Annotated in this window: 17 protein-coding genes; 10 read left to right on the top strand and 7 right to left on the bottom strand. The window is 61.5% G+C overall.

The features are described from left to right. Positions 1 to 186 precede the first annotated feature (186 nt). The 5 genes from TZ53_RS24125 to TZ53_RS26460 form a co-directional block, all read right to left on the bottom strand. Positions 187 to 2712: a DEAD/DEAH box helicase gene (locus TZ53_RS24125; protein WP_044663432.1), complete on the bottom strand. Its 2526-nt coding sequence runs from the start codon at positions 2710 to 2712 to the stop codon at positions 187 to 189. Positions 2713 to 2741: 29 nt separating this feature from the next. After that, positions 2742 to 3782 carry a HamA C-terminal domain-containing protein gene (locus TZ53_RS24120; RefSeq protein ID WP_052628286.1) on the bottom strand — a complete coding sequence of 347 codons (1041 nt, stop codon included), beginning with the start codon at positions 3780 to 3782 and terminating at the stop codon, positions 2742 to 2744. A 251-nt stretch (positions 3783 to 4033) separates the two neighbouring features. Continuing rightward, positions 4034 to 7264: a hypothetical protein gene (locus TZ53_RS24115; protein WP_044663431.1), complete on the bottom strand. Its 3231-nt coding sequence runs from the start codon at positions 7262 to 7264 to the stop codon at positions 4034 to 4036. Between the two features lie 72 nt (positions 7265 to 7336). Next, positions 7337 to 8659 carry a hypothetical protein gene (locus tag TZ53_RS24110; protein ID WP_044663430.1) on the bottom strand — a complete coding sequence of 441 codons (1323 nt, stop codon included), beginning with the start codon at positions 8657 to 8659 and terminating at the stop codon, positions 7337 to 7339. Beyond that, positions 8632 to 9099: a hypothetical protein gene (locus tag TZ53_RS26460; protein ID WP_157009870.1), complete on the bottom strand. Its 468-nt coding sequence runs from the start codon at positions 9097 to 9099 to the stop codon at positions 8632 to 8634. Before TZ53_RS26460 ends, TZ53_RS24110 begins: the two co-directional genes overlap by 28 nt. Positions 9100 to 9421: 322 nt before the next feature. On the opposite strand from TZ53_RS26460, the gene TZ53_RS24105 reads away from it, so the two are divergent. Beyond that, on the top strand, positions 9422 to 10264 hold the full coding sequence (locus TZ53_RS24105; protein ID WP_044663429.1) for a hypothetical protein: 843 nt from the start codon (positions 9422 to 9424) through the stop codon (positions 10262 to 10264). A gap of 53 nt (positions 10265 to 10317) precedes the next feature. Then, positions 10318 to 11430, top strand: a complete 1113-nt coding sequence (locus TZ53_RS24100) for an AlbA family DNA-binding domain-containing protein (RefSeq protein WP_172668348.1) — start codon at positions 10318 to 10320, stop codon at positions 11428 to 11430. A 431-nt stretch (positions 11431 to 11861) separates the two neighbouring features. Here the strand turns inward: TZ53_RS24100 and TZ53_RS24095 are convergent, their stop codons facing one another. Then, positions 11862 to 12254 carry a MerR family transcriptional regulator gene (locus tag TZ53_RS24095; protein ID WP_172668347.1) on the bottom strand — a complete coding sequence of 131 codons (393 nt, stop codon included), beginning with the start codon at positions 12252 to 12254 and terminating at the stop codon, positions 11862 to 11864. Between the two features lie 35 nt (positions 12255 to 12289). On the opposite strand from TZ53_RS24095, the gene TZ53_RS24090 reads away from it, so the two are divergent. The 7 genes from TZ53_RS24090 (at position 12290) to TZ53_RS24060 (ending at position 17556) form a co-directional block, all read left to right on the top strand. Continuing rightward, positions 12290 to 13078 carry a glutaredoxin family protein gene (locus TZ53_RS24090; protein ID WP_044663427.1) on the top strand — a complete coding sequence of 263 codons (789 nt, stop codon included), beginning with the start codon at positions 12290 to 12292 and terminating at the stop codon, positions 13076 to 13078. A 44-nt stretch (positions 13079 to 13122) separates the two neighbouring features. Beyond that, positions 13123 to 13467 carry a hypothetical protein gene (locus TZ53_RS24085; protein ID WP_044663426.1) on the top strand — a complete coding sequence of 115 codons (345 nt, stop codon included), beginning with the start codon at positions 13123 to 13125 and terminating at the stop codon, positions 13465 to 13467. A 42-nt stretch (positions 13468 to 13509) separates the two neighbouring features. After that, entirely contained in the window at positions 13510 to 13734 is a 225-nt protein-coding gene (locus TZ53_RS24080; protein WP_044663425.1) for a hypothetical protein, read from the top strand. A gap of 116 nt (positions 13735 to 13850) precedes the next feature. After that, positions 13851 to 15152, top strand: coding sequence for a hypothetical protein (locus tag TZ53_RS24075; protein ID WP_052628285.1), 1302 nt, complete (start codon positions 13851 to 13853; stop codon positions 15150 to 15152). Between the two features lie 249 nt (positions 15153 to 15401). Continuing rightward, on the top strand, positions 15402 to 15959 hold the full coding sequence (locus tag TZ53_RS24070; RefSeq protein WP_044663582.1) for a DUF305 domain-containing protein: 558 nt from the start codon (positions 15402 to 15404) through the stop codon (positions 15957 to 15959). A 270-nt stretch (positions 15960 to 16229) separates the two neighbouring features. Further along, positions 16230 to 16670: a hypothetical protein gene (locus tag TZ53_RS24065; protein WP_044663424.1), complete on the top strand. Its 441-nt coding sequence runs from the start codon at positions 16230 to 16232 to the stop codon at positions 16668 to 16670. Between the two features lie 58 nt (positions 16671 to 16728). Then, positions 16729 to 17556 (top strand): sigma-70 family RNA polymerase sigma factor, encoded by an 828-nt coding sequence (locus TZ53_RS24060; protein WP_230463532.1) that lies wholly within the window; start codon positions 16729 to 16731, stop codon positions 17554 to 17556. A 233-nt stretch (positions 17557 to 17789) separates the two neighbouring features. Here TZ53_RS24060 and TZ53_RS24055 read toward each other — a convergent pair whose 3' ends face one another. Further along, positions 17790 to 18785 carry an alpha/beta hydrolase gene (locus tag TZ53_RS24055; protein WP_052628284.1) on the bottom strand — a complete coding sequence of 332 codons (996 nt, stop codon included), beginning with the start codon at positions 18783 to 18785 and terminating at the stop codon, positions 17790 to 17792. Positions 18786 to 18883: 98 nt separating this feature from the next. Between TZ53_RS24055 and TZ53_RS24050 the strand changes: the two genes are divergently transcribed. Further along, on the top strand, positions 18884 to 19801 hold the full coding sequence (locus tag TZ53_RS24050) for a LysR family transcriptional regulator (RefSeq protein ID WP_044663422.1): 918 nt from the start codon (positions 18884 to 18886) through the stop codon (positions 19799 to 19801). Positions 19802 to 19904 lie beyond the last annotated feature (103 nt).

Genomic DNA, 19904 nt, shown 5'->3' with positions numbered 1-19904 from the left:
AGCCGGGGACCTTTGCGAAAGGCGGCTTATGGATCGGAATCGAAGGAAGCGGACATTCAGCGTTGTACGCACCACATCGCTGAATGACAGAAATTCGGCCGTTGTTTGCACGTACGCGTCCGAGATGGTGGCCGCCTGAAGACGACATAGCCTCGCTAAACCGGACTTGCGCTGCTAGCAACTAGATCAGCGGGCCACCCGGCGTATCTCCTCGACTAGCAACGGTGACAGTTCGTACGCATCGAGCGTGGCGTCCTTCAGCCAGGCACGCGCCTCGCTGATCGTCATGTTCTTGTTGACCGCGGCATCGTTGAGAATTGCTGCGGCGACGCGCGACAGTCCGAGGCCCATGAAGCTGATCATCGACCGGTCGGAGGCACCAACCTCGAGATAGAGGGATATCGGAGGGACTGAGCCCGCCATTTCCGACAAGCCGATCTCATCCATAACTTGAAGGAGCACGGCGCAGTAGCACGACATCAGCCGGACCACCTCGAACCGGATCACCTTCTCTATGGTATCGAGAGTGTTGCGGATTACCGCCCGAGAGCTTTTCTTCTTGTCATAGTTGATGGCGCTGTCGATGATCTTCGGGAGAGGGGCGCCGCTCATCCAGAACACCGCCATCAGGGCATGGTACCTGTGCGATCCGTGGGTCTCCGGAAGTCCCAGCAGGTGCGTATGGCAGAGCCTCAGCAAGGACGCGTAGGAGGCGTATGCTCCGCTCTCGCGCGGATGTGCGGGAATCAGCGCGCGCACGCTCGCCTTTTCCGTACCCGCTCTGGCGAGAAGCGCCGCGTGAAGCGACTGCTGCCGATGCGGCGACAGATTCGGACTTTGGCGCACGACCTCGACAGGCAGCGTCAGCACTTCGACCACCTCGTCGAGTGCGGCCTGGACCCGTTCGGCCGACGCCGATGGCACGCCCGCCGCGGTCAGCCGCGACAGTGTGGTCGGCAGCTCGCCGCGCGAATAATCATCCAGGAGCCGGATGAACAGAGTCTCGAGGTCGCCGTCCGGCTTCCTGTCGTCACCATCGTCGTCGGCCATCGTCGCGACGAGATCCTCCAGCCGCTGCGTGACACCTTCCTGCAGGGCAGGTACGATATCGCTGTCCCTCTCCTGATCGAGCGGCTTGGCCTTCCACTCATCATAGTCGATCAGGAAGATGTTGCCCTGGAACTCGCGGCGGAGCCGCCCGGCGCGACCCGCGAGGTTCCAGAAGTCCGTACCCTCTAGAGGCCGCTGCCTGCCCTTCTCCGGCCTGCACATGAAGACGTTGCGGGCCGGCAGGTTCACGCCCTGCAGAAGCGTACTGGTGCACACCAGGAAGTCGATCGCACCATCCGCGAAGGCATCCTCCACGGCCTGCCGGACCTGCGCTGGCATGTTGGAGTAGTGGAAGCCAACACCCCGGCGGACCGCCGCCGCCAAGACGTAGGAGGGGTGCACCGACTGGGCGACGAGCTGTGCAACCGCCTCGCGCCGCGGCGTCGTCTCCCGGTCAGCAAACAGGTCGGCCAGCTGGATGGCCAAGTCCTCCGCCTCGGCGGCGCCGTTCGCATACACGATGGTAGGCGCACCCTTGCCGAGAGCGGCCGATATCTGTACGAGGCGCTCCTTCTTTGACGCGATCGTCTGTCCGATCGCGAACTCGCCGACCAGCGCCTCTTCGCCGCCCGGCTCGATGCTCGAGACGGAGAATTCGCCTTGGCGCGACGAGGTTACGCGCACGATCAGGAAGTTCTGTGCTACCGTCGGCTCAGTCGACGGAAGCGTCTCCACGCTATCGAGGCCGAAGGTGCGGCCGAACACGTCCAGATTACGGATGCCCGGGCTGGCGAAAAGCAACTGCGCATCCGCGCGCCGGCGGAGCAGGTCGTCCACGACCCACTGCAGCAGGATGCCGCGACCTTGGTCGGCAATGCTGTGGGCCTCGTCGACGATGACGATCCCGGCGCTCATCTCCGGATGCGCCGCCAGCATCAGCTGGGTCCTCTCCTGCGTCATCACGAATATCGCACGCGTCGGCAGCGGCTGATCTCCGTCGAGCGGCACGGTGACGATCTCCGGCGCCGCCTCCGTGCCGAAGAACAGGTCCGTCAGATCGCGTGCGACCTGCGCGATCAATGCACGGGTCGGCACAAGGTAGACGACGATGCACTCCCCGGCCTCGTCGAACACGCGGGCGAGATGGCCTTGGAGGATGAAGGACTTTCCAGCCGACGTCGGCGCGGCGACGGCGACGCTGCGCCCTTCGCCAAGTTTGCTCCACAGGTCGTGCTGGAAGCTCGTCAGCAGCGCGGGGCGATCCCGCAGCAGGACGCGGCGCCGGTCAGAGAGGGCCATCTCCTCGATCGCGAGATCCAGCGGTAGGTCCGCCGCGGCGGCGCCGACGTCCTCGCGCGTCTCAAGCGCTGGAAAGTTGCCAAGCCGGGCCAGCACCACGCGGAGCGCCTGCTGCATGGGCAGCGTTTTCGCGCCCACCACCTCGTAGGTCATGGTCGCTGAACGATATGCCTGGCGGCGATGCACCGGATCCGTCGAACAGGCCAGGATCGCTGAGGCCTGCATCAGGCGGACCGCTTCCTCCATTGTCACCTCGGGGTCGAGCGGCCTCCCCAGCTCGCGTGCCAGCCACGTCCGATGAGCCAGCGCAGCCGCATCATGGAAGCGGCTGTTCCCCCATATCTGATCGGCGAGTTCCTGCATCGGTCGACGTCCCCTTCGTGCTGTGCGTCCTACTTCTTGCCAGCGCTCTTCTTCTTCGGCGCCTTCTCGGTGGCCGGGTGCTTCCAGCCGATCTTGTCCTGGAACAGGTCGCGCAGCGTCGCCACCGACGGAACCGGCATGATGAACATCTCGACCTCCTGGTGCTCGATGCCTTTCGCCTTGAGCGCCTTGGCGATCTTCGGGGCGGCCTCCTCCAGCTTTGCTAGAGCCAGCCGGCAAAACTCCTCCTCCGCATCGGTCTCGCACGCCAGCGCGGCCGCGAAGGCGTCAAAATCGAAGGCGACGAGGCAGGAGATAACGTCGTGACGGTTCGCGTATCCCGATCCATAGGGATCGAGGAAGTCGAGCATCGCCTTTTTGGCGTCCGGGGTCAGGCCGGATAGGTCGAGATGACGCTTCACAAGCGTGATCTCGTGCTTGATCTTCTTGTCATCTAGGGACTCGGCGATCGACTTCGCCGCCTCCGTGATGGCCTGGTCGAGGTTGCCATAGAGCTTCGACTCGCCCCAGTATATGTAGAGCCGTCCCGTGACCGCGCAGTATCGGACATGCACTCCGTCCGCGCCATGCACCGGCATCTCGGTGTTCGTCTTCAACGACATCTTCGCGACGATCTGGGGCGCCTCAAGAAGCCACTCCGTCAGCAGATACAGAATCAGCTCGCCGGCCTCGCCGTTGCGGTTCGTCGCGACATGGGCGCGTTTGAAAAGATCGAAGGCCTCCTGACGAAGCACCTCGAACATTTCCGTGAAGTCCTCCGCCGAGACCTTCCCGTATTGATGGTTGAGGTCTGCGACCTGCTGGCGGGGCAGACAGAAGTTGACGATGTACGTCGAGACGGTGTCCACCAACTCCGACACCATCGGCTTGCGCTGCCGAAATGCGGGATAGTGGAGGCGAAGCGTCAGCGCCTTGCACTCGGTCTCCACCGTATGATCGACCGCCTTGAGCCGCGCCGAAAGCTTCGACAGATCGCGTTTCAGCGACGCGAGCGCATCCTCGAGCAGGCCGGTCGGCGGTGCGGACGGAGCGGCGGCGGTAGCGGTCAAAGGAGCGCAGGCCTGCGGGGCACGATCGTCATGCTGTCGGTATGCTCATTTTATCGCCGGCACTCGCACATATTCGAAATGGAAATCAGTTGTTATGCTCGGGCGCGGCATGCCGTCAATTGCACGAAATCTAAACTCCGAAACGGCGCACAAAGTCGGTCTTTCTGCCACGCGCCTCGAGCAGAATGAACCGACGGCAGGTTTCTGGATCGCCATATACGCGGTCGAATGGCTGGAGTAGGCGCCGGCGCCTAACGTCCCTGCGCTTGCCTTACTGCCATTAGCTCGATGTGCTGGTCGGTGAGATCCGCCGCTTCGTAGATATTTAGGGCGCGCTTCAGGATTGGAACATTGGTGAGAAAACGGGGCTCATCCATGCCATTGTTCCAAATGGCGGGAATGAGATAGTAGGCGCCGAACTGACGATACATCGCCAGGAACGTATCTAGATTGCGGTCGCTCGTGGCTTCCGTCACGAGCGACCGCGCTGTGAATGCGACAATTCGGCCGGATTCCATCTCTGTGCGGTCTGGGTTCGCGCTAATCTGGATCGAGTAGTGATAGCGATCGACGTTCGGTATTCGCCGGATGATTGAGAGGCGGATGAGGTCCTTTTCGTCATAGGGTCCAATGCGCTCGCGCCACCGTTCAAATATCTTGGTTGCAGCTGCTTCGTCCTCAAACAGCAGCGCGTAGAACGGCGGATATCCTTCCTCGTTTCCAAGGAACCCTGCGCCGCGCCAGTTTGCCGCGTCCCAAAGATGGAGATCGATGACGGTGCGGATACCATATTCTCGGTGGCTCTCGCCGCGCGGTTCACGCTCGCGAAGCTCGTCGCGCGATTTTCCAGATTGCTTTGCCACCAGGCCTTCGATGTCGATGCGTTCGATCTTGGGCCGCGTTCGCAGAGGGTATGGCCGACATTCCGTCTCGACGAGATCGGACGCGCGCGTGAGGTGTCGGGAGAATATGCGATGATAGCTGTTAGGCGAGGTGGTCGCGATTGTCATCCGGTCGATCGCCCGTTCCTCGCGCGTCAAGGCCGTTAGGACGTTCTCGGTGTCAGGAACGATGCAGGTCGCATCCAGAAGCTGCGCGGCGACGCTCGGCCAGAGATCGCGAATGACCGCTTGTTCGCTAAACCGCGTCGGCGGCAACGATGTGGGCCATTGAAGCGAGCCCACCATACGGTCGCGATCGATCGAGAACGTAGGCTGTTCGCACGTATCGTCTTCCGACACTTCGATCGTGAAATGCTCGGTATGTGGCATGATCCGATGCTCGATCGCGGTCGCGAGGAAGGCTTCCAGACTGCTCAACAACATCTCGGCAACCAGAATGCCGTTATCACTTCCAAGGGTACGGACATCGACCGTCATACCCAATATGCGTGTGGTGAAGCGCTGGGTCTTGCTCGTCTCATTGAGGATCGGGCTATTCTCGGGCCTTTGCGATCCGATCGGCTGGCTGAGCATCACCGAGAACATTTGCGCCACGCTTTCGGGCGTCTCGGCTTCGGGAATGCTGCCATCACCGCGAAGGACGTCCTCATAGCCGAGCGCGTACAGCAGCGCCGTGCGCACAAGGAAAACCTCGTTCTGCTCGAGGACATCCGGCCACTCGGCGAGGCGGGCCAGTTCATCATCCGACAGGTTCAGTATCTGACTTCCGGCGCTGATTTCGAACTCTTCGATCTGCTTGCCAAACTGCGCGCGCGCTTCGTCGCTATAAGGAAGCCCTGCGACCAGCCCTCTGAGTAGCGGCAGCGCGACAGCGATGTCTGGATAATGGCGAAGGTCGAGGGACAGGCTGATCCAAATCTTCAGCAGAACGCCAAAACGGAGCGGAAGTCGGTCGCCTTCTTCGACCTCGATCAACATGGTGGAGATAGCGAGGATGCAGGTCGCTCGTGCTGCAAAGGACAGTCCTGCACTGCGATACGCGATCGCCAGATAGGAGAGTGCATCTTCGAGACTGTGGCTGTGTTCCTTCTTGGTGAGATGCAGGACGGCCTTCGAGAGCAGCCTGATCATCTCGAAATGCCTGGTCAGCTCAAGCTTCTTCGCACGGCGCAGCAGGAGTAAGGCCCCTTGCGACTCACCTTCACGCTCCGTCACGAAATCCGCGAGTTTGTCGATCAATTCCTCGTAAGCGGGATCGTCACCGGCCACCGCCTCCGCGGCCTCTATCAAATTTGCGACACGCTCCGCATCGAACTCGCCGAGCCCTTTGGCTCGATCAATAATGTCGGCGTAGCCACGCCAAATGGCGGTCAGCGCATCGGCATCCCTGCTCATCGCCGCCCAGTTCATCTCGATGTGTAGCAGTGCTGCGTCGGCCTCGAGCTGATTGTTCGGCCGCTCGCCGTCTTCGCTCATAGGCGTCAGCAGCTTGGCGATTCTAGCGATGCGCTTGTCGAGCTGAATGGCTTCCCGGCCCGCGTGTCCGTGGAGGACCGCGGTGAACAGAAGTTGGCCCAGGTTGACGAGAAATCCGAGCGTTCGCGCGTGCGAGGCTTCGCTGGCGAGCGCTTCGATTGGGTCAAACTCATCGTCGAGAAAGGCGAAATCGTCGTACCACCAGACCGCCGTCCAGATGCGCTCGTACCGAGCTTCTACCCTCTGATGGAGGTTGCCATGCTTGTCCGCGAGACGGATCGCGCGATCGAATCGCCCGTCAGTCTCGAGCCTGGGCTTTTCCATCCCACGCGACAGCTTTGCCGCGACGAGGGCGTCAAGAACATGATCGCGGCCGATCCCCGGCCCGGAAGCCGCACGAGCCAAGTCTCGTTCGATTTCTTCAAGTTGCTGCAGGCGGGAATAGTCGGTCGGGCCAAGCTTGCTCTCGTCGGTGATTTCCTTGCCGACCCCGAGATAATTATAGGCAAGGTCCTTGCGCCCATGGTCGAGAACCTGGTCGATGACCCAGGTGCGGTCGTGGATCGTGATCGGAACGCCGGTGCTTTGGGAAAGCTCGTCTTCGAGCGCCGCGCGCTCCTTCGATTTGATATACTGGCTCGTCACGCAAATGATGCGGTCATAGCTGCGACTGGTCTTTATGAGCCCGTCGACATCCTCGCGAATCTTTCGCTTCCATTCCCCCTTCGCGCTGAATGCAAAGCCCCAGCGTTCGCGGCCCGAATTGGCTTCGCCCTCGAAGAAGATGTCGCTGAGTTCGTCGGCGACGGGAAAGCTCTCGCCATCGGCCTTGCTGTCGCCGCCGCCATCTGGACCGGTTTGCGCTCTAAGGTTGGGACAGATCGCGCGCTCGCAGAGTTTTCTGCAAAAAATCTCGAAATCGTGAGTCTGGTTACGCCGGGTCAGGGTCTCAAGGTGATGATCGAAGACCGCTCTGTCGAGCTCATAGTCCGTCCGATCAGCGGTGTCGGAATAGATTTCCGGCCGCCTCTCCCGCAGGAACTGGGACGGCAGGATGCCGTGAGAATCATCGTCGGAATCGGTCGGGGCAGAAGCGCTCGCCATGGGAACAAGATTAGAACAGGTTCGCGCGTACGTCCATGCTACTGGCAACTGGATCGGGGCATTACCCTGTCATCAAGACGAACCTGGATACTCCTCGACGTCCAACAGCTGCTCCTGCATCTTGCCTTCGACGAAATAACCAAGGTCGCGGCGAATATCCTCGGCTTTTTGAGCCTCCTCCGCGGTCCAATCAACGGTGTCGAGATAAACCAGATCTTCCGACGATCCATCGCCGCCGGGGGCATCGAGGCCGATGCCGACAATAAAGCGTGCTTGCGGGCGAGCAGCCTTCGCGGCGTAGCAACGAAGAACCAGTTCCTGCGACCGCTGCGTTCGATACTCCTTATATTGGTCGCGGCGCGCGCCAGGCCCCATCAGCAACACATAGAGGACATTCGGATCCTGGGATGGAAGAATGGACCCGATCCAGCCACCGCGCGCTCGCTCGGCGCGATCCTCGATCGCCTGTGACAGGATGCGTCTGTAGAACCGGCTTTCGCTTGCCATGACCCGAACGAGGCGCTCGTGGTCTGACATTGTCGTTTCGTTGCCGAACTGGAGTTCCTCGGCAAGATAGAGCCGGGTCACGCGATCGATCAGCCGGTCCCACAGGCGATGGCGGCGGTTGAGTTCGCGGCCTTCCCGAAACGGCTGCTGCGCTTCCACCTGTTGCCAGAGATTTGGTTGAAGCACGAAATCCTGCTGGGCGTCGGGGAATGTGCGGCCATGATGGAGATAATAGGCAAGCAAGTCCGCTTCCGTCGGCGCCCCCTTGAATTTGCCTCTCGCCACAAGATGGGCTTTTGCATCGAGATATTCCACAAAGTCGCTGATGGTATCGAGCTCTCGCATCACCAAGGCGAGTGAATCTGCATCGAAGACGTGGAGGAAGCCGTGTGCTTCGGGCACGGTTCCGATGCGCAGTGGCGCCTTGTCGCCTGTGGCTGTAAAATCCAATCCGAGCATCGGCTGACCGGTTACGCGGCGGCAATGTCCCGCTGCACCTGTCGCGACGCAAATACGATGGATTTTGAGAGTGTCAGGAGGCGGGAGGTCGATGGGCAACGGTTCCGTTGCCTTGGCGTCGAGAAATATGCGGGTCGGCTGACTTCGAAGCCAACGTTCGGCCTGTTGCACTTGATGGGCAGATTTTGCGATGGCACGCGAATACCAACGCTTCCAATCCAGTTCAGGATTATCCGTTTCCGGATAGGCGCAGCTCTTGTCTGAAAAGAGGAGCACGTCGTTGCGAAAGACAACCATGAGGTCGATCATTTCCTTCGCGGCCTTCTTGAACAGATTTGGGTATGTCCACAGCGCAAAGAACGATTGCTCGCATAGCGAGGCAAGAAGCGCTTCGGACTCTGTCAGTCCTTCGGATTTTGTGAAGCGCATTCGCCGTAACCCTTGCTCAATCGTGCATGAGGTGCCCGAAGGCCATCGCTTCCGTCAGCACGGCATGCGCCTCTTTGACCAGCGTAAGGTCGCGATCCCACTGGTCCACCCGTGAATTTTTCTCCGTGAAGAAAGCTATTCCGCACGCGACATACGCCTTGAACTATCAACTCGTGCACGTTGGTGAGCGGCGAGGTTTTCTCTGGTGACCAAGTCATGTCTGCCATCAGTCGACGCGGTGGATCGCCAATGAGTGTGTTGGCGATCTCCTTCTCGACTATATGCGCGAAAAAATCCGCCCCGAGATCGCCGGCGAATGAGTCCCAGTCCGCCTCGGCGACGTCCTTGTTCTTTCGAAGATAGTCGGAGCGCTTGAGCGCATATTCCGTCCGCCCGAAATCAAGTGCGAACGCTTTGGCGGTTTCGTAAGGGTTTTCCATTGCACCGCGTATTTGGTGCTGGCTCCCCACTTCCCGCAAGCCTTAATGCAACAATTGCGATTTTAGCGGCTTGCGCTTCGCGCGAATGGTTTGCCAATCCCTCAGGCGTGACGCCGTCGCGCTGGATGAAGCGCATGTGCGCGCGGGAGACTTGGCCGGTCTTACCGGCAAGCCGGATGAGACTCGCTTCTACGACCGCGCGGCACCCGCGAAAACCGGCCAACCGGTCGCGGCTCGATAGTAGGCGACCGATGCTCGCGCCGCGTCCGATCGGGCTGAGGTCTGACATCGGAATTACGCCGGTCACATGCTAGCTGGTCGCATGGATAATGAAGAAGCACTATGCGAAGCCTTGGTCCGGCTACTTGAGCACGAGTTCAAGGTGACGCGGTCCGATGTGACCTACCCGGAAAAGGACGGATCGGGTCCGCCGGTCGAGATGCGTTTGCGATTGGGCGACCGGCGCATTGCCATTGAGCACACGCTAATCGAGCCATTCCCTCTCGCGATCCAGACGGGGAAAGAGTTTGGCGAACTGACGGCGGAGATGGAAACCAATCTCAACGGCAACATGCCAAAGCCGGGCACGTACGTGCTACTTTTTCCTGTTCACCCAACCTTGGCGAAGCATCGGCGAACACACGCCGAACTGCGCGAGAGGCTTTCGGCTTGGATCGTGGAGGCAGGCAAGCGGCTTCATGACGAGTGCCCGGAACGAAAGGATCGCCACCACTGCCCGCATGGATATCACGGATCGCGTTCTGACGAGATCGAAGGGATTCCTCTTGAGCTGACGCTGCGGGTGCACTGGAATGAGTCCGGGCGTCACGATGGCGCACTGTTCCTTTCACGAACGGTCGGAGAAGATGTCGAGAATCTGCGCCTTGAGCGAATGCGGACGGCACTCAAGAAAAAGCTGCCCAAGCTCCACGACTGTGCTCAGGAGGGAGACACGACCTTCTTGATCCTCGAATGGTCAGATATTGCTCTCAGTAATCACATCTTCATTGCTGAGGCGCTCGAAGCGGCTCTCGCAGAGCGAGACGACTGGCCCGACTATGTCTTTCTGGCCGACACCGCGACCGATCAGTGGCACTTCTTCCAGCCCGTCATTGAGGGCCAATTCTCGATCGAGATGGAGTATATCGATATCGAAAGGCCTTAACCCGGCGAAGTGCCGGCAGCGAAGGCTCGATTACTGGAGGAGCTCCAAGTCTCGTGATTACGATTACCACCGTTGAAGGTCCGAAAGAACCGCGGCGTCGTCGCAATGTTATCGCCCCTTTGAGCATCTCGGAGATCGGAGGTGGAGACCTTCAGGAAGGGCAGGATCTTGATTTCAAACGGCAGATCGACTTCGACAAGCCAGAAACCAAGACGCGCTTGCTCGATGACGTCGTCGCCTTCCTAAACCGTGGCCCGTCACGCATAATTGTTGGGGTCGAAGAACGGGATGGCCGTTTCGACCGCTTCCGCCCCATGACTGACAACGCCGACAAGTTCGCGCTTCGGGTTCAAACATTGATCCAGGATGGCATCACCCCGACGCCTGATGATGTTGAAGTGGTTCCGCTTCACATGGATGGCGGGTTCATTCTCGACATTCGGATACCCCGCCACCCGACCGGGCCGTTCATGAACCGACTGACCGGAGGATATCTTATCCGATCGGGCGCAAGGAATCTGCCTATCGATCCGGGGATGCTACGCAGCCGGTTCGTCGACGAACTGCTGTGGCTGCGTACCCTCGACGAACTGACCGCGGAAGAAGATGCGCGGCTGGCAGCCAACAACGTAGTCGCACCCGGACGAGCACTTCGCATCGGCATTCTCCCCCGCGATCACTTCGATCATTTGCGGCGGCCTTTCACACAGGAAGACCATGTCCGATCGTCGGCGCCGAGCTTCAGTGAGGGCGGGCCAGGCTGGTTCAAGGTTTGCGAAGATGGACACCAAGTCCTCAATCATGACTTCAATCAGCGGGGGATCGAACGGCTGTTCGTTCGTGACGACTGGTTCATCCACGCGCACGCCTCGTTTGCCCTCTATCAGACGAGTGGCGAAGGACGGCTCGCGCTTCACGAGTTCGATCTGAGCGTCAAACGCTACCTGAAGGACCTCTCCGAGTTCCTCATGGAGCAGGAGATCGAAGGGCCATTCGCCGTTACCCTGGCCTTGAAATCACTCGAGGAGACCGAGAACTTCGGTGCCTGGTTTCGAAACACCAACACCGTTCGCACGCTCAGGCCGCAGATCGTTTCGTTCGTCGATGACGAGACAATGATCGCAGATTTCCTGCGCCGGGTGCGTCAAGCCTCGGTGTACGGTTAGCCAATGAGAACCTCCCTCCGGCTCCAATACCATGATCACCACTGCGGTCACGGCGCGTTGTCCTTTGCCACAGGCGGGTATGGGCGCGCTGCTGCCCTACGGCTCAATGGAACAGGAATGGCGGGTTCGGGCAGGAGCGGCACTAACGCGCGCGGCGTGGAACGGCTTAAGTTGGTCGCGAGCCGTCAGAAAGCGGACGGGCGGCACTTGGAGATCGGATATTGACGGCTGAGTGTCCATGATGGGTCGGTTTGACCGGCAAGCGAACGCCGTATCGTGGGGCTCTTCGGTCGTTCCAGCCTAGTTTCGCGTAATGCGGTTCGCGGCAGAAGCAGACCTTCGAACGTCCCCGCTCTGACACCTACAAGAGCATAGTTGGTCGCTTGCTCACCCAGCGGTGGAGGTACTGACAGGTTAGCGCGGCTGCGGCGTCAACCCTCGAAGGCAGTGATTATCGGACAGGGACCAGAACTGCCGTGCCCGCAGGCATCCGCGAGACGCACGAGCGATGCCCGAGCGTACTGGAGTTCCGCAATCTTCGCGTCCAACGCCGCGACGCGCGATCGCGCCAGCTCCCTCGCTCGGGCGCGGTCGTCGATAGCATCCAGATTGAGCAGCTCTCCGATCTCCTCAAGCGTGAAGCCCGCCGCCTGGGCTTGGCGGATGAAGCGCAATCTCCGTACGTCCGCATCGCCATAGCTGCGGAAACCGCCGCCGTCCGGCCTCGCCGGCTCCATAAGCAGACCACGTCGCTGATAGTAACGCACGGTCTCAACTCCGACCCCGCCGGCCTTCGCCAGGCTTGCGATCGTCATTCTCACCATAAGCACTTGACTCCGGACTATACTACGGACCCTATATGGGCTGGGTGCCGCATTTGGCAATCAGGAGCGCACCCGTGTCTACCCGTCCCACCGCTATCCTCCATCGCATGGTGATGCCCGAGCACACCTGCCCTTATGGCCTCAAGGCGCTCGATCTCCTCAGGCGCAAGGGCTTCGACGTGGACGACCATCACCTCACGACGCGAGCCGGGACGGACGCCTTCAAGGCCGAGCATGGCGTGAAGACGACCCCGCAGGTGTTCATCGCGGGCGAGCGCGTCGGCGGATATGACGACCTGCGGCGCCACCTCGGTCTCCACGTAGCAGAGCCGGGCGCGACCAGCTACCGGCCGGTCGTCGCGCTCTTCGTCGTGACGGCGCTGCTGGCGATGGCGACGAGCCATGCCGTCCTCGGCTCGCCGTTGACGCTCCAGGCGCTCCAGTGGTTCGGCGGCTTCAGCATGGCGACGCTGGCGCTGCTCAAGCTCCAGGACGTCGAGAAGTTCTCGACCATGTTCCTTAACTACGATCTGCTCGCCAGGCGCTGGGTGCCCTACGGCTACGTCTATCCGTTCGCTGAGGGGCTCGCCGGCGTGCTGATGGTGGCCGGCGCGCTGACCTGGCTCTCTGTTCCCATCGCGCTTTTCATCGGCAGCGTGGGCGCTGCGTCCGTCTTCAAGGCGGTCTATGTCGATCACCGAGAGCTGAAGTGCGCATGCGTGGGCGGATCGTCCAACGTGCCGCTCGGCTTCGTGTCGCTCACCGAGAATCTAGGGATGATCGCCATGGCGGTCTGGATGCTCGCCCACACGGGCGCGATGTGACGGCCTCGGTTGTCGATCTCCCGCCGCGATCCTAGAACCATCCCATGGCGCGCATCCTGCCTCGATCCCCCACCGCCGTCCGGCACTTTCTGCTGGCGCTGCTCGCGATCGGACTGGTCCTTCGCATGGGCGGTGCGTGCGAGGCGATGGCCGCGTCCTTCGCGGCACCTGCCGCGCACGAGCCGCACTGCGCCGATATGCCAGCGAATCCGGACAAGCCCATCACGTCGAACGCCGCAGCGTGCGCGCTGTGCATCGCATTGCCGGACGCGGCGGCCCCGAGGGTCGCCTCGGCCATCCTATCGGCGGCCGACCCCGTCGCCGCCCTCCCTAACCGCCTGACGGGCCTTTCCGGCGGTCCGGCACCACCACCCCCGAAGATCGCGTGACCCCGACCACGACGAACGTCACTGATCCAAGGAACAGGTAACATGAAAAAGATCTCGATCATCGCCGCGGCGCTCGCGCTCGGCGTTCCCGCCACCGCCTACGCGGCTGCCGACTGTTGCAAGGGGATGGAGTGCTGCAAGAACGACGCCGAATGCTGCAAAGACGGCAAGGGCGACTGCTGCAAGGACACGAGGCAGAGCGGCGACCCCGCCGGCCACGAAATGCACGGCGACCATGAGGGGCACGCCCCCGCGCAGTCCAAGTAACGACAGACGGCGGGGCGACCTGCGCCCCGCCGTCACCATTGGCACCGGACCGCGACCGCCCGCGCGCATCTTCGCGCGTGCGCGGCTGCGGCCGGACACGACAGAACGGATACATCATGTTGATCAGGACCCTCCTGGCCGCGACGGCGCTCACCGCGCCTATGGCCGCCAACGCCCAGTCGATGCCCGGCATGGACATGGGGCAGCACGAACACCACGCGCCCGCACCGATCGAGGCGCCGCCAATGCCGTTGAACCACGGATCAATGGACCACGCATCGATAGCGCCGGCCACGTCAGCCAAACCGCCGCAGGACGCCGCCGCTCCCCAACACGCCGCGATGGACCATGGACCGATGACGGGCATGGACCATTCCGGCATGGACATGCACGGCATGAAGGGGATGCTTGGGGGCTACAGCATGATGCGCGACGCGTCCGGGACCGCCTGGCAGCCTGACAGCTCGCCGATGTGGGCGATCATGGGCAAGCGCGGCGCCTGGTCAACGATGGTCCACGGCTACGCGACCCTCGTCCATGACGACCAGGGAGGCCCGCGCGGCGACCAGAAGACCTTCGTCGCCTCCATGTTCATGGGCATGGGGCAGCGCGAGCTGGCCGGCGGCACGCTGACGCTCAAGGCGATGGGCAGCCTCGATCCGCTGATGGGCAAGTCGGGCTACCCGCTGCTGCTCGCAACCGGCGAGACGGCGGACGGCCGCACCGAGTTGGTCGACCGCCAGCACCCGCACGATGCGTTCATGGAGCTGTCGGCCACCTACAGCCATCCGCTCGGGCGCGACCTGTCGGGCTTCGTCTACCTCGGACTGCCCGGGGAGCCGGCGCTAGGGCCCGCCACATACATGCACCGCTTCTCCGGCGTTGCGAACCCAGAGGCGCCGATCTCGCACCACTGGCTGGACTCGACGCACGTGACGTTCGGCGTCGCGACCGCGGGCATCGTCTACAAGGACCTGAAGCTGGAGGGTTCCGTCTTCACCGGCCGCGAACCCGACGAGAACCGCTGGAACATCGAGCGGCCGCGCATGGATAGCTGGTCGATCCGCGCGACGGTGAACCCTAACTCCAACCTGTCGGCGCAGGTGAGCCATGGATTCATCAAGAGCCCCGAGGGTCTTCACCCAGAGGAGAACGTGCGGCGCACCTCCGCGTCGGTGACCTGGAACCTGCCGCTCGGCGACAATCGGAACTGGCAGTCGACTTTCGCCTGGGGGCGCAACGATCCCTCCGGCGGCGACCACGGGCACACCACCGACGCGTTCCTGTTCGACACCGCGCTCCAGATCGGCCGCTGGACGTTGTTCGGGCGGGCCGAGAACGTCGACAAGGACGAACTCTTCGGGACGAGCACGGCGGTGATCCGCTTGCCGGCCGTGTATTCAACGTCAGCAAGCTGAGCCTCGGCGGCGACCACTCAATTCCGTTCGGCAAGGTGGCGCTCGACCTGGGCGGACTGGTCAGCAGATACGACCTGCCTCGCGACATTCACCCCCGCTACGGTTCTGATCCGACGAGCTTGATGCTGTTTACCCGTCTGAGGATCACCGGATGAGCAACCGTCGCGCACTCGCGCGTTCTATCGATCGGAAGAGGAGCATGACATGGACAAGCACAAGCAGGGCAATCATAGCCACGGCGGCATGAGCATGAGTTACAGTCGCTTCGCCGTGATGATCGCCACGTCCACCATCGTGATGTTCGGCCTCATGTATCTGAACACCTACGCCCTGAGCCACGTCGAATACAGCCAGACCCGCACGTGGATGGCGGTTTTGATGGGTGCCGTCATGGCGCTCATCATGATCGGCTTCATGTGGAGCATGTATCCCAACCGCCGGGCTAACATTGGCATCGTCGCCGGGGCAATTACCGTCTTCGCAGGAGCGCTCTGGCTGATCCGCAGTCAGGAGACCGTCGGGGACGTCAGCTACATGGAGGCGATGATCCCGCATCACTCGATCGCGATCATGACCAGCGAACGCGCCCACATCAAAGATCCGAAGGTGCGCCTGATCGCCGACCGGATTATCGACGCGCAAGTGCGCGAAATAGCCGAGATGAAGCGCGAGATCGCCCGGCTTGAAGTACACCCCACACCGAATGGCGCGCCAGACTTGCTGTCGTATCGTGATCGCGGCGCGTCGCCGCCAGAGGGGGAGACGAACGTCGAGGCCGGCGTGAACACGGTCCAGCCTATCCGATAGCCTGAGCGCGCCAGCTCACGATATAGATCGAGCTATTCGCTACAAAGCGGCGCTTTCATCCGATGGCGGCTATCAGTCTTAACCGGCATCGCGTTGACGCCCATGAGCGGCGGGTCTGGGTCGATGGGAAGCAAAGATATGCTCCCCCTTCGTGGGCCTATGGTTCGGCGCGCCCGCCGACGACCGCTCGCTGGTTCCGGACGAAAATCCACGGATCGCGCCTACGCGCTTCGATGAGTGGCTTGCCGCTCATGCGCAGGAGAGCGCCGCATGAGCCGGAAGCTTCCGCTGGCACTTGCCGCAGTCCTTGGTCTCGGATCCGCTGCCAACGGCCTCTTCATGCTGGCCTCACCAGCGAACTGGTACTTCGCCGTGCCCGGTGTCACCACCACCGGCCCGTTCAACCAGCATTTCGTGCGCGATATTGGCCTGATCTTCTTGCTCGTTGCAATCGCGATGCTCGCAGGTGTCGCCCGGCCGGTGGCCCGCGTCCCCCTGTGGTCTGCCGCCGCCCTCTGGCTTGCGGGCCATGCGCTGTTCCATTTCTGGGAAGTGGCGGTCGGCATCCGCGGGCCAAGTGCGTTGGCCCAGGATTTTCCTGCGGTGACCTTACCGGCTATAGTGACGACCGTTCTTGCCCTCTGGGCGTGGCGCGATGCCAAGCGCAGTCGCCGAACACATTCGATGGGGGACAGTCTTGCTGCACAGTGATGAACGTCTCGCCGATTTTGAAGCTGAGCGACCAAGGCTGTTGCGTCTTGGCTATCGAATGCTTGGTTCAGTCAGTGAGGCGGAAGATATCCTGCAGGAGGCGTGGCTGCGTTGGGCGACAACGGCGCAGAGCGTCGACACGCCGGCAGCCTATCTGACCCGCATCGTCACTCGACTTTGCCTAGATCAGCTCAAGTCCGCCCGCGTGCGCCGGGAGACCTATGTCGGTGCCTGGCTGCCTGAACCGTTGATGGGCGCGACTGAGGAAGAGGAGGCAATCGCCGACGACGTGACGTTCACACTGATGCTTGCAATGGAGCGCCTGTCCCCGCTGGAGCGTGCCGCTTTCCTGCTTCACGACGTATTCGACATGGCGCTCACCGACGTCGCGACGACATTGGGCCGCGAGCCCGCCGCCGTGCGACAGCTTGCCTCGCGCGCACGCAAGCATGTCCAGCATGCGCGACCGCGTTTCACGGTTGAAGCAGCTGAGGCCGATCGGATTGCGCGCGCCTTCTTCACTGCTGCCCGCGACGGTGACACAGTCGCATTGTCCGCACTGCTGACACGGGATGTCGAAATTCACTCCGACGGCGGCGGTAAGGTGATTGCCTTCCGCAATGTGGTGCGTGGGCTCGAGCGAGCGCTTCGCCTATTCGCCGGGCTGCGTCGCAAGTACACGTCAGCGCCCACGCTCCTGCGGACAGCGACGATCAACGGCCTGCCCGGCTACATCAGTATCGATCGTGGCGACGTGCTGCAGACCACCGCGCTCGACGTGCGCGATGGCCGCATCGCGGCGATCTATATAGTCCGTAATCCCGACAAGCTCCGTCACCTAGAGGCAGCGTTCGGCACTGACGGTCATCCACAGCACGGCCACTGAAGGTCGTGAATTGGTCGACAGCGGCTGGGATAGCTGCCGGTCCGCACCTGATGAGCAAAATTTGGCAGCTTAACGGCAAAGAAGGGTCGAGGCCGGAAGACACCATCGGGACTTTGCTGCCGTTCACCCTGCGCTTGGCGAAAGGCAAGTTCGCCCGAAAGCAGTCGCTCGGGCGGCAACCCACTCGCACATTGCGGTCCTCCTCGCGCGTCGCGGGAGGGCGCGGTCGATGCTCAGGTGAGCCATTTGCGGAAATGTGCGGCAATGCGGTCAACGGACTGACGAACTGTCTCGGCATCATCGTAGAAATCGAAATGCTCGCCCTCGGCCCAGTGCATTTCCTTTGGTCCGGCTAATAGGCCGTAAGCCTTGCGGGCTTGATCCGGGAAAGCTGCGCCGTCCGAATGGATAATCAGCGCGGGGGCATGGACCGAGGCTGCCTGAGTGATGGGATCGAATGCCAGCCAATCTTCCCAACCCATCGATGCAAATTCATTACGCCAGGGCCGGACGCCGCCGCCACGGGTCTTGTCCATGTAGTATTCGCTGGCGCTGGCGCTCACCGCCTGCTTGTTGCCAGGTTCGTAGGTCGGCACAATGTCGATGACGCCAGCTTCATCATAGTGCTTGCGGGCTGCACGGCTTATGGCTCGTCGCTGGGCTATTCCTTCCTCGCCCATCATCTGTTCCATGAACGAGGGCTCGCCGAACATGCCGGCGGCGGCCGCAATCGCACCAACGTTCGGGTCATTGGCCGCGGCATACATGATCGTCCCGCCCGAGGTGCAGATGCCCAGCAGGCCGGTGCCAGCGACGTCGGAGCGCTTCTTCAGGAAACGGAGCGCGGCAGACAGATCCTCGGCTTTCGACGCCTGATCCTCATACTGCCGCTTGGCGCCACTGCTTTCGCCGTAATTGCGATAGTCGATCGCCAGCGCGATGATGCCGCGACGCGCCAACTCACCGGCGTAAAGGCCGCCCATCATCTCCTTGACCGAACTCAACGAGCCCCCAACTGCCACAGCCGGGCAGCGATGAAACAGGTTTAGGTCCTCAGGAAGGTACAGGTTCCCCACGACAAAGCCATCGCCGCTCGGGAAGCTGACCTTCTGCGGCTTGGACTCGCTGCGCTCAATAAGTGTCTCTGACATGACAGTTCCTATGCTGAGGATGCCGGCGACGGCACCTGCGGTGATGCCGAACGCCCGCCGCGTGAGTGAAATGGACATCGGTGCGTTCCCTGTTGCGATCGCCGTAACAAATGGTGCATCATAGCTGACTTGATAATAACGTTTACACTTGATGCTGTTGTAAGGTGAATTTGATAATGAAGCCCGACCTGTTCGACGGCGTCGTCATTTTCACGCGCGTAGCGGAACGGAGGAGCTTCACCGCTGCCGCAAAGGAATTGGGCATCACTCCTGCGGCTGTAAGCTGGAGCATCAAGAGCTTGGAAAAGCGCGTCGGCGCGCCTCTGCTGACCAGAACCACGCGCTCCGTTGGGCTTACCGAGGCAGGCGAGATGTTCCTGCAACAGGCGAGGGTGGGAGTAATGCACGTACAGGCTGCCGTCGACGCCGCGCAGCGGCTCGGCGCAAGCCCACAAGGCTTGCTGCGCCTGAGCGTTCCGTTTGTCGCCCACACGTTCCTTGCGCCGCTGCTTAAGGGGTTCGCCGCCGCCTATCCCGACATTGAGTTGGAGTTGGTCTTCGAGGACAGGTTTGCTGACGTGGCGGCAGAGGGTTACGATGCCGGCATCCGGATCGGCGAAATGATTGCCGAAAACATGATAGCTGTTCGCCTCACGCCCCCATGTCCGAAGGTGATCGTCGGCTCTCCGGCCTATTTCGCCGAACGAGGCATGCCAGAACGGCCCGAGGAACTTGAACATCACTCTTGCATTCGCGCTCGCCTGATGGATGGTTCGTTGCATCGGTGGGCGTTTATCGATGGCGGTGGCAAGGAAAGGCAGCGCACCTTCTCGATCGCAGTCAATGGACCGCTTATCGTCAATGGACCGGCAATGTGCGTTTCGGCTGCGCTAGCCGGGATTGGACTCACCTACATCACAGAAGAAGCCGTTCGAGCCTTGATCCATGATGGGCGGCTAGCGACGTGCCTCGAACCGTTCCTTGCCGAAAGCCCTGGGTTCTTCATCTACTTTCCCAACCGGAAGCATGTACTGCCCAAGCTTCGAGCCTTTATTGACTTTTGCCAGTCGCGGGCACCTGAACGAGAGACCTGACGATCCGCAGCTGGGTGCAAGAAAATGACGGGTGAGCGTCTCACAAGGGTCGGATCATCCCTGTGATCAGCAAAATGGCATCTCCATTCTGACCGGTGCGGCA

Origin of the sequence: Sphingobium sp. YBL2 (assembly GCF_000943805.1) — a bacterium.
Lineage (GTDB): Bacteria > Pseudomonadota > Alphaproteobacteria > Sphingomonadales > Sphingomonadaceae > Sphingobium > Sphingobium fuliginis.
This window is presented reverse-complemented; position numbering and strand designations above follow the sequence as displayed.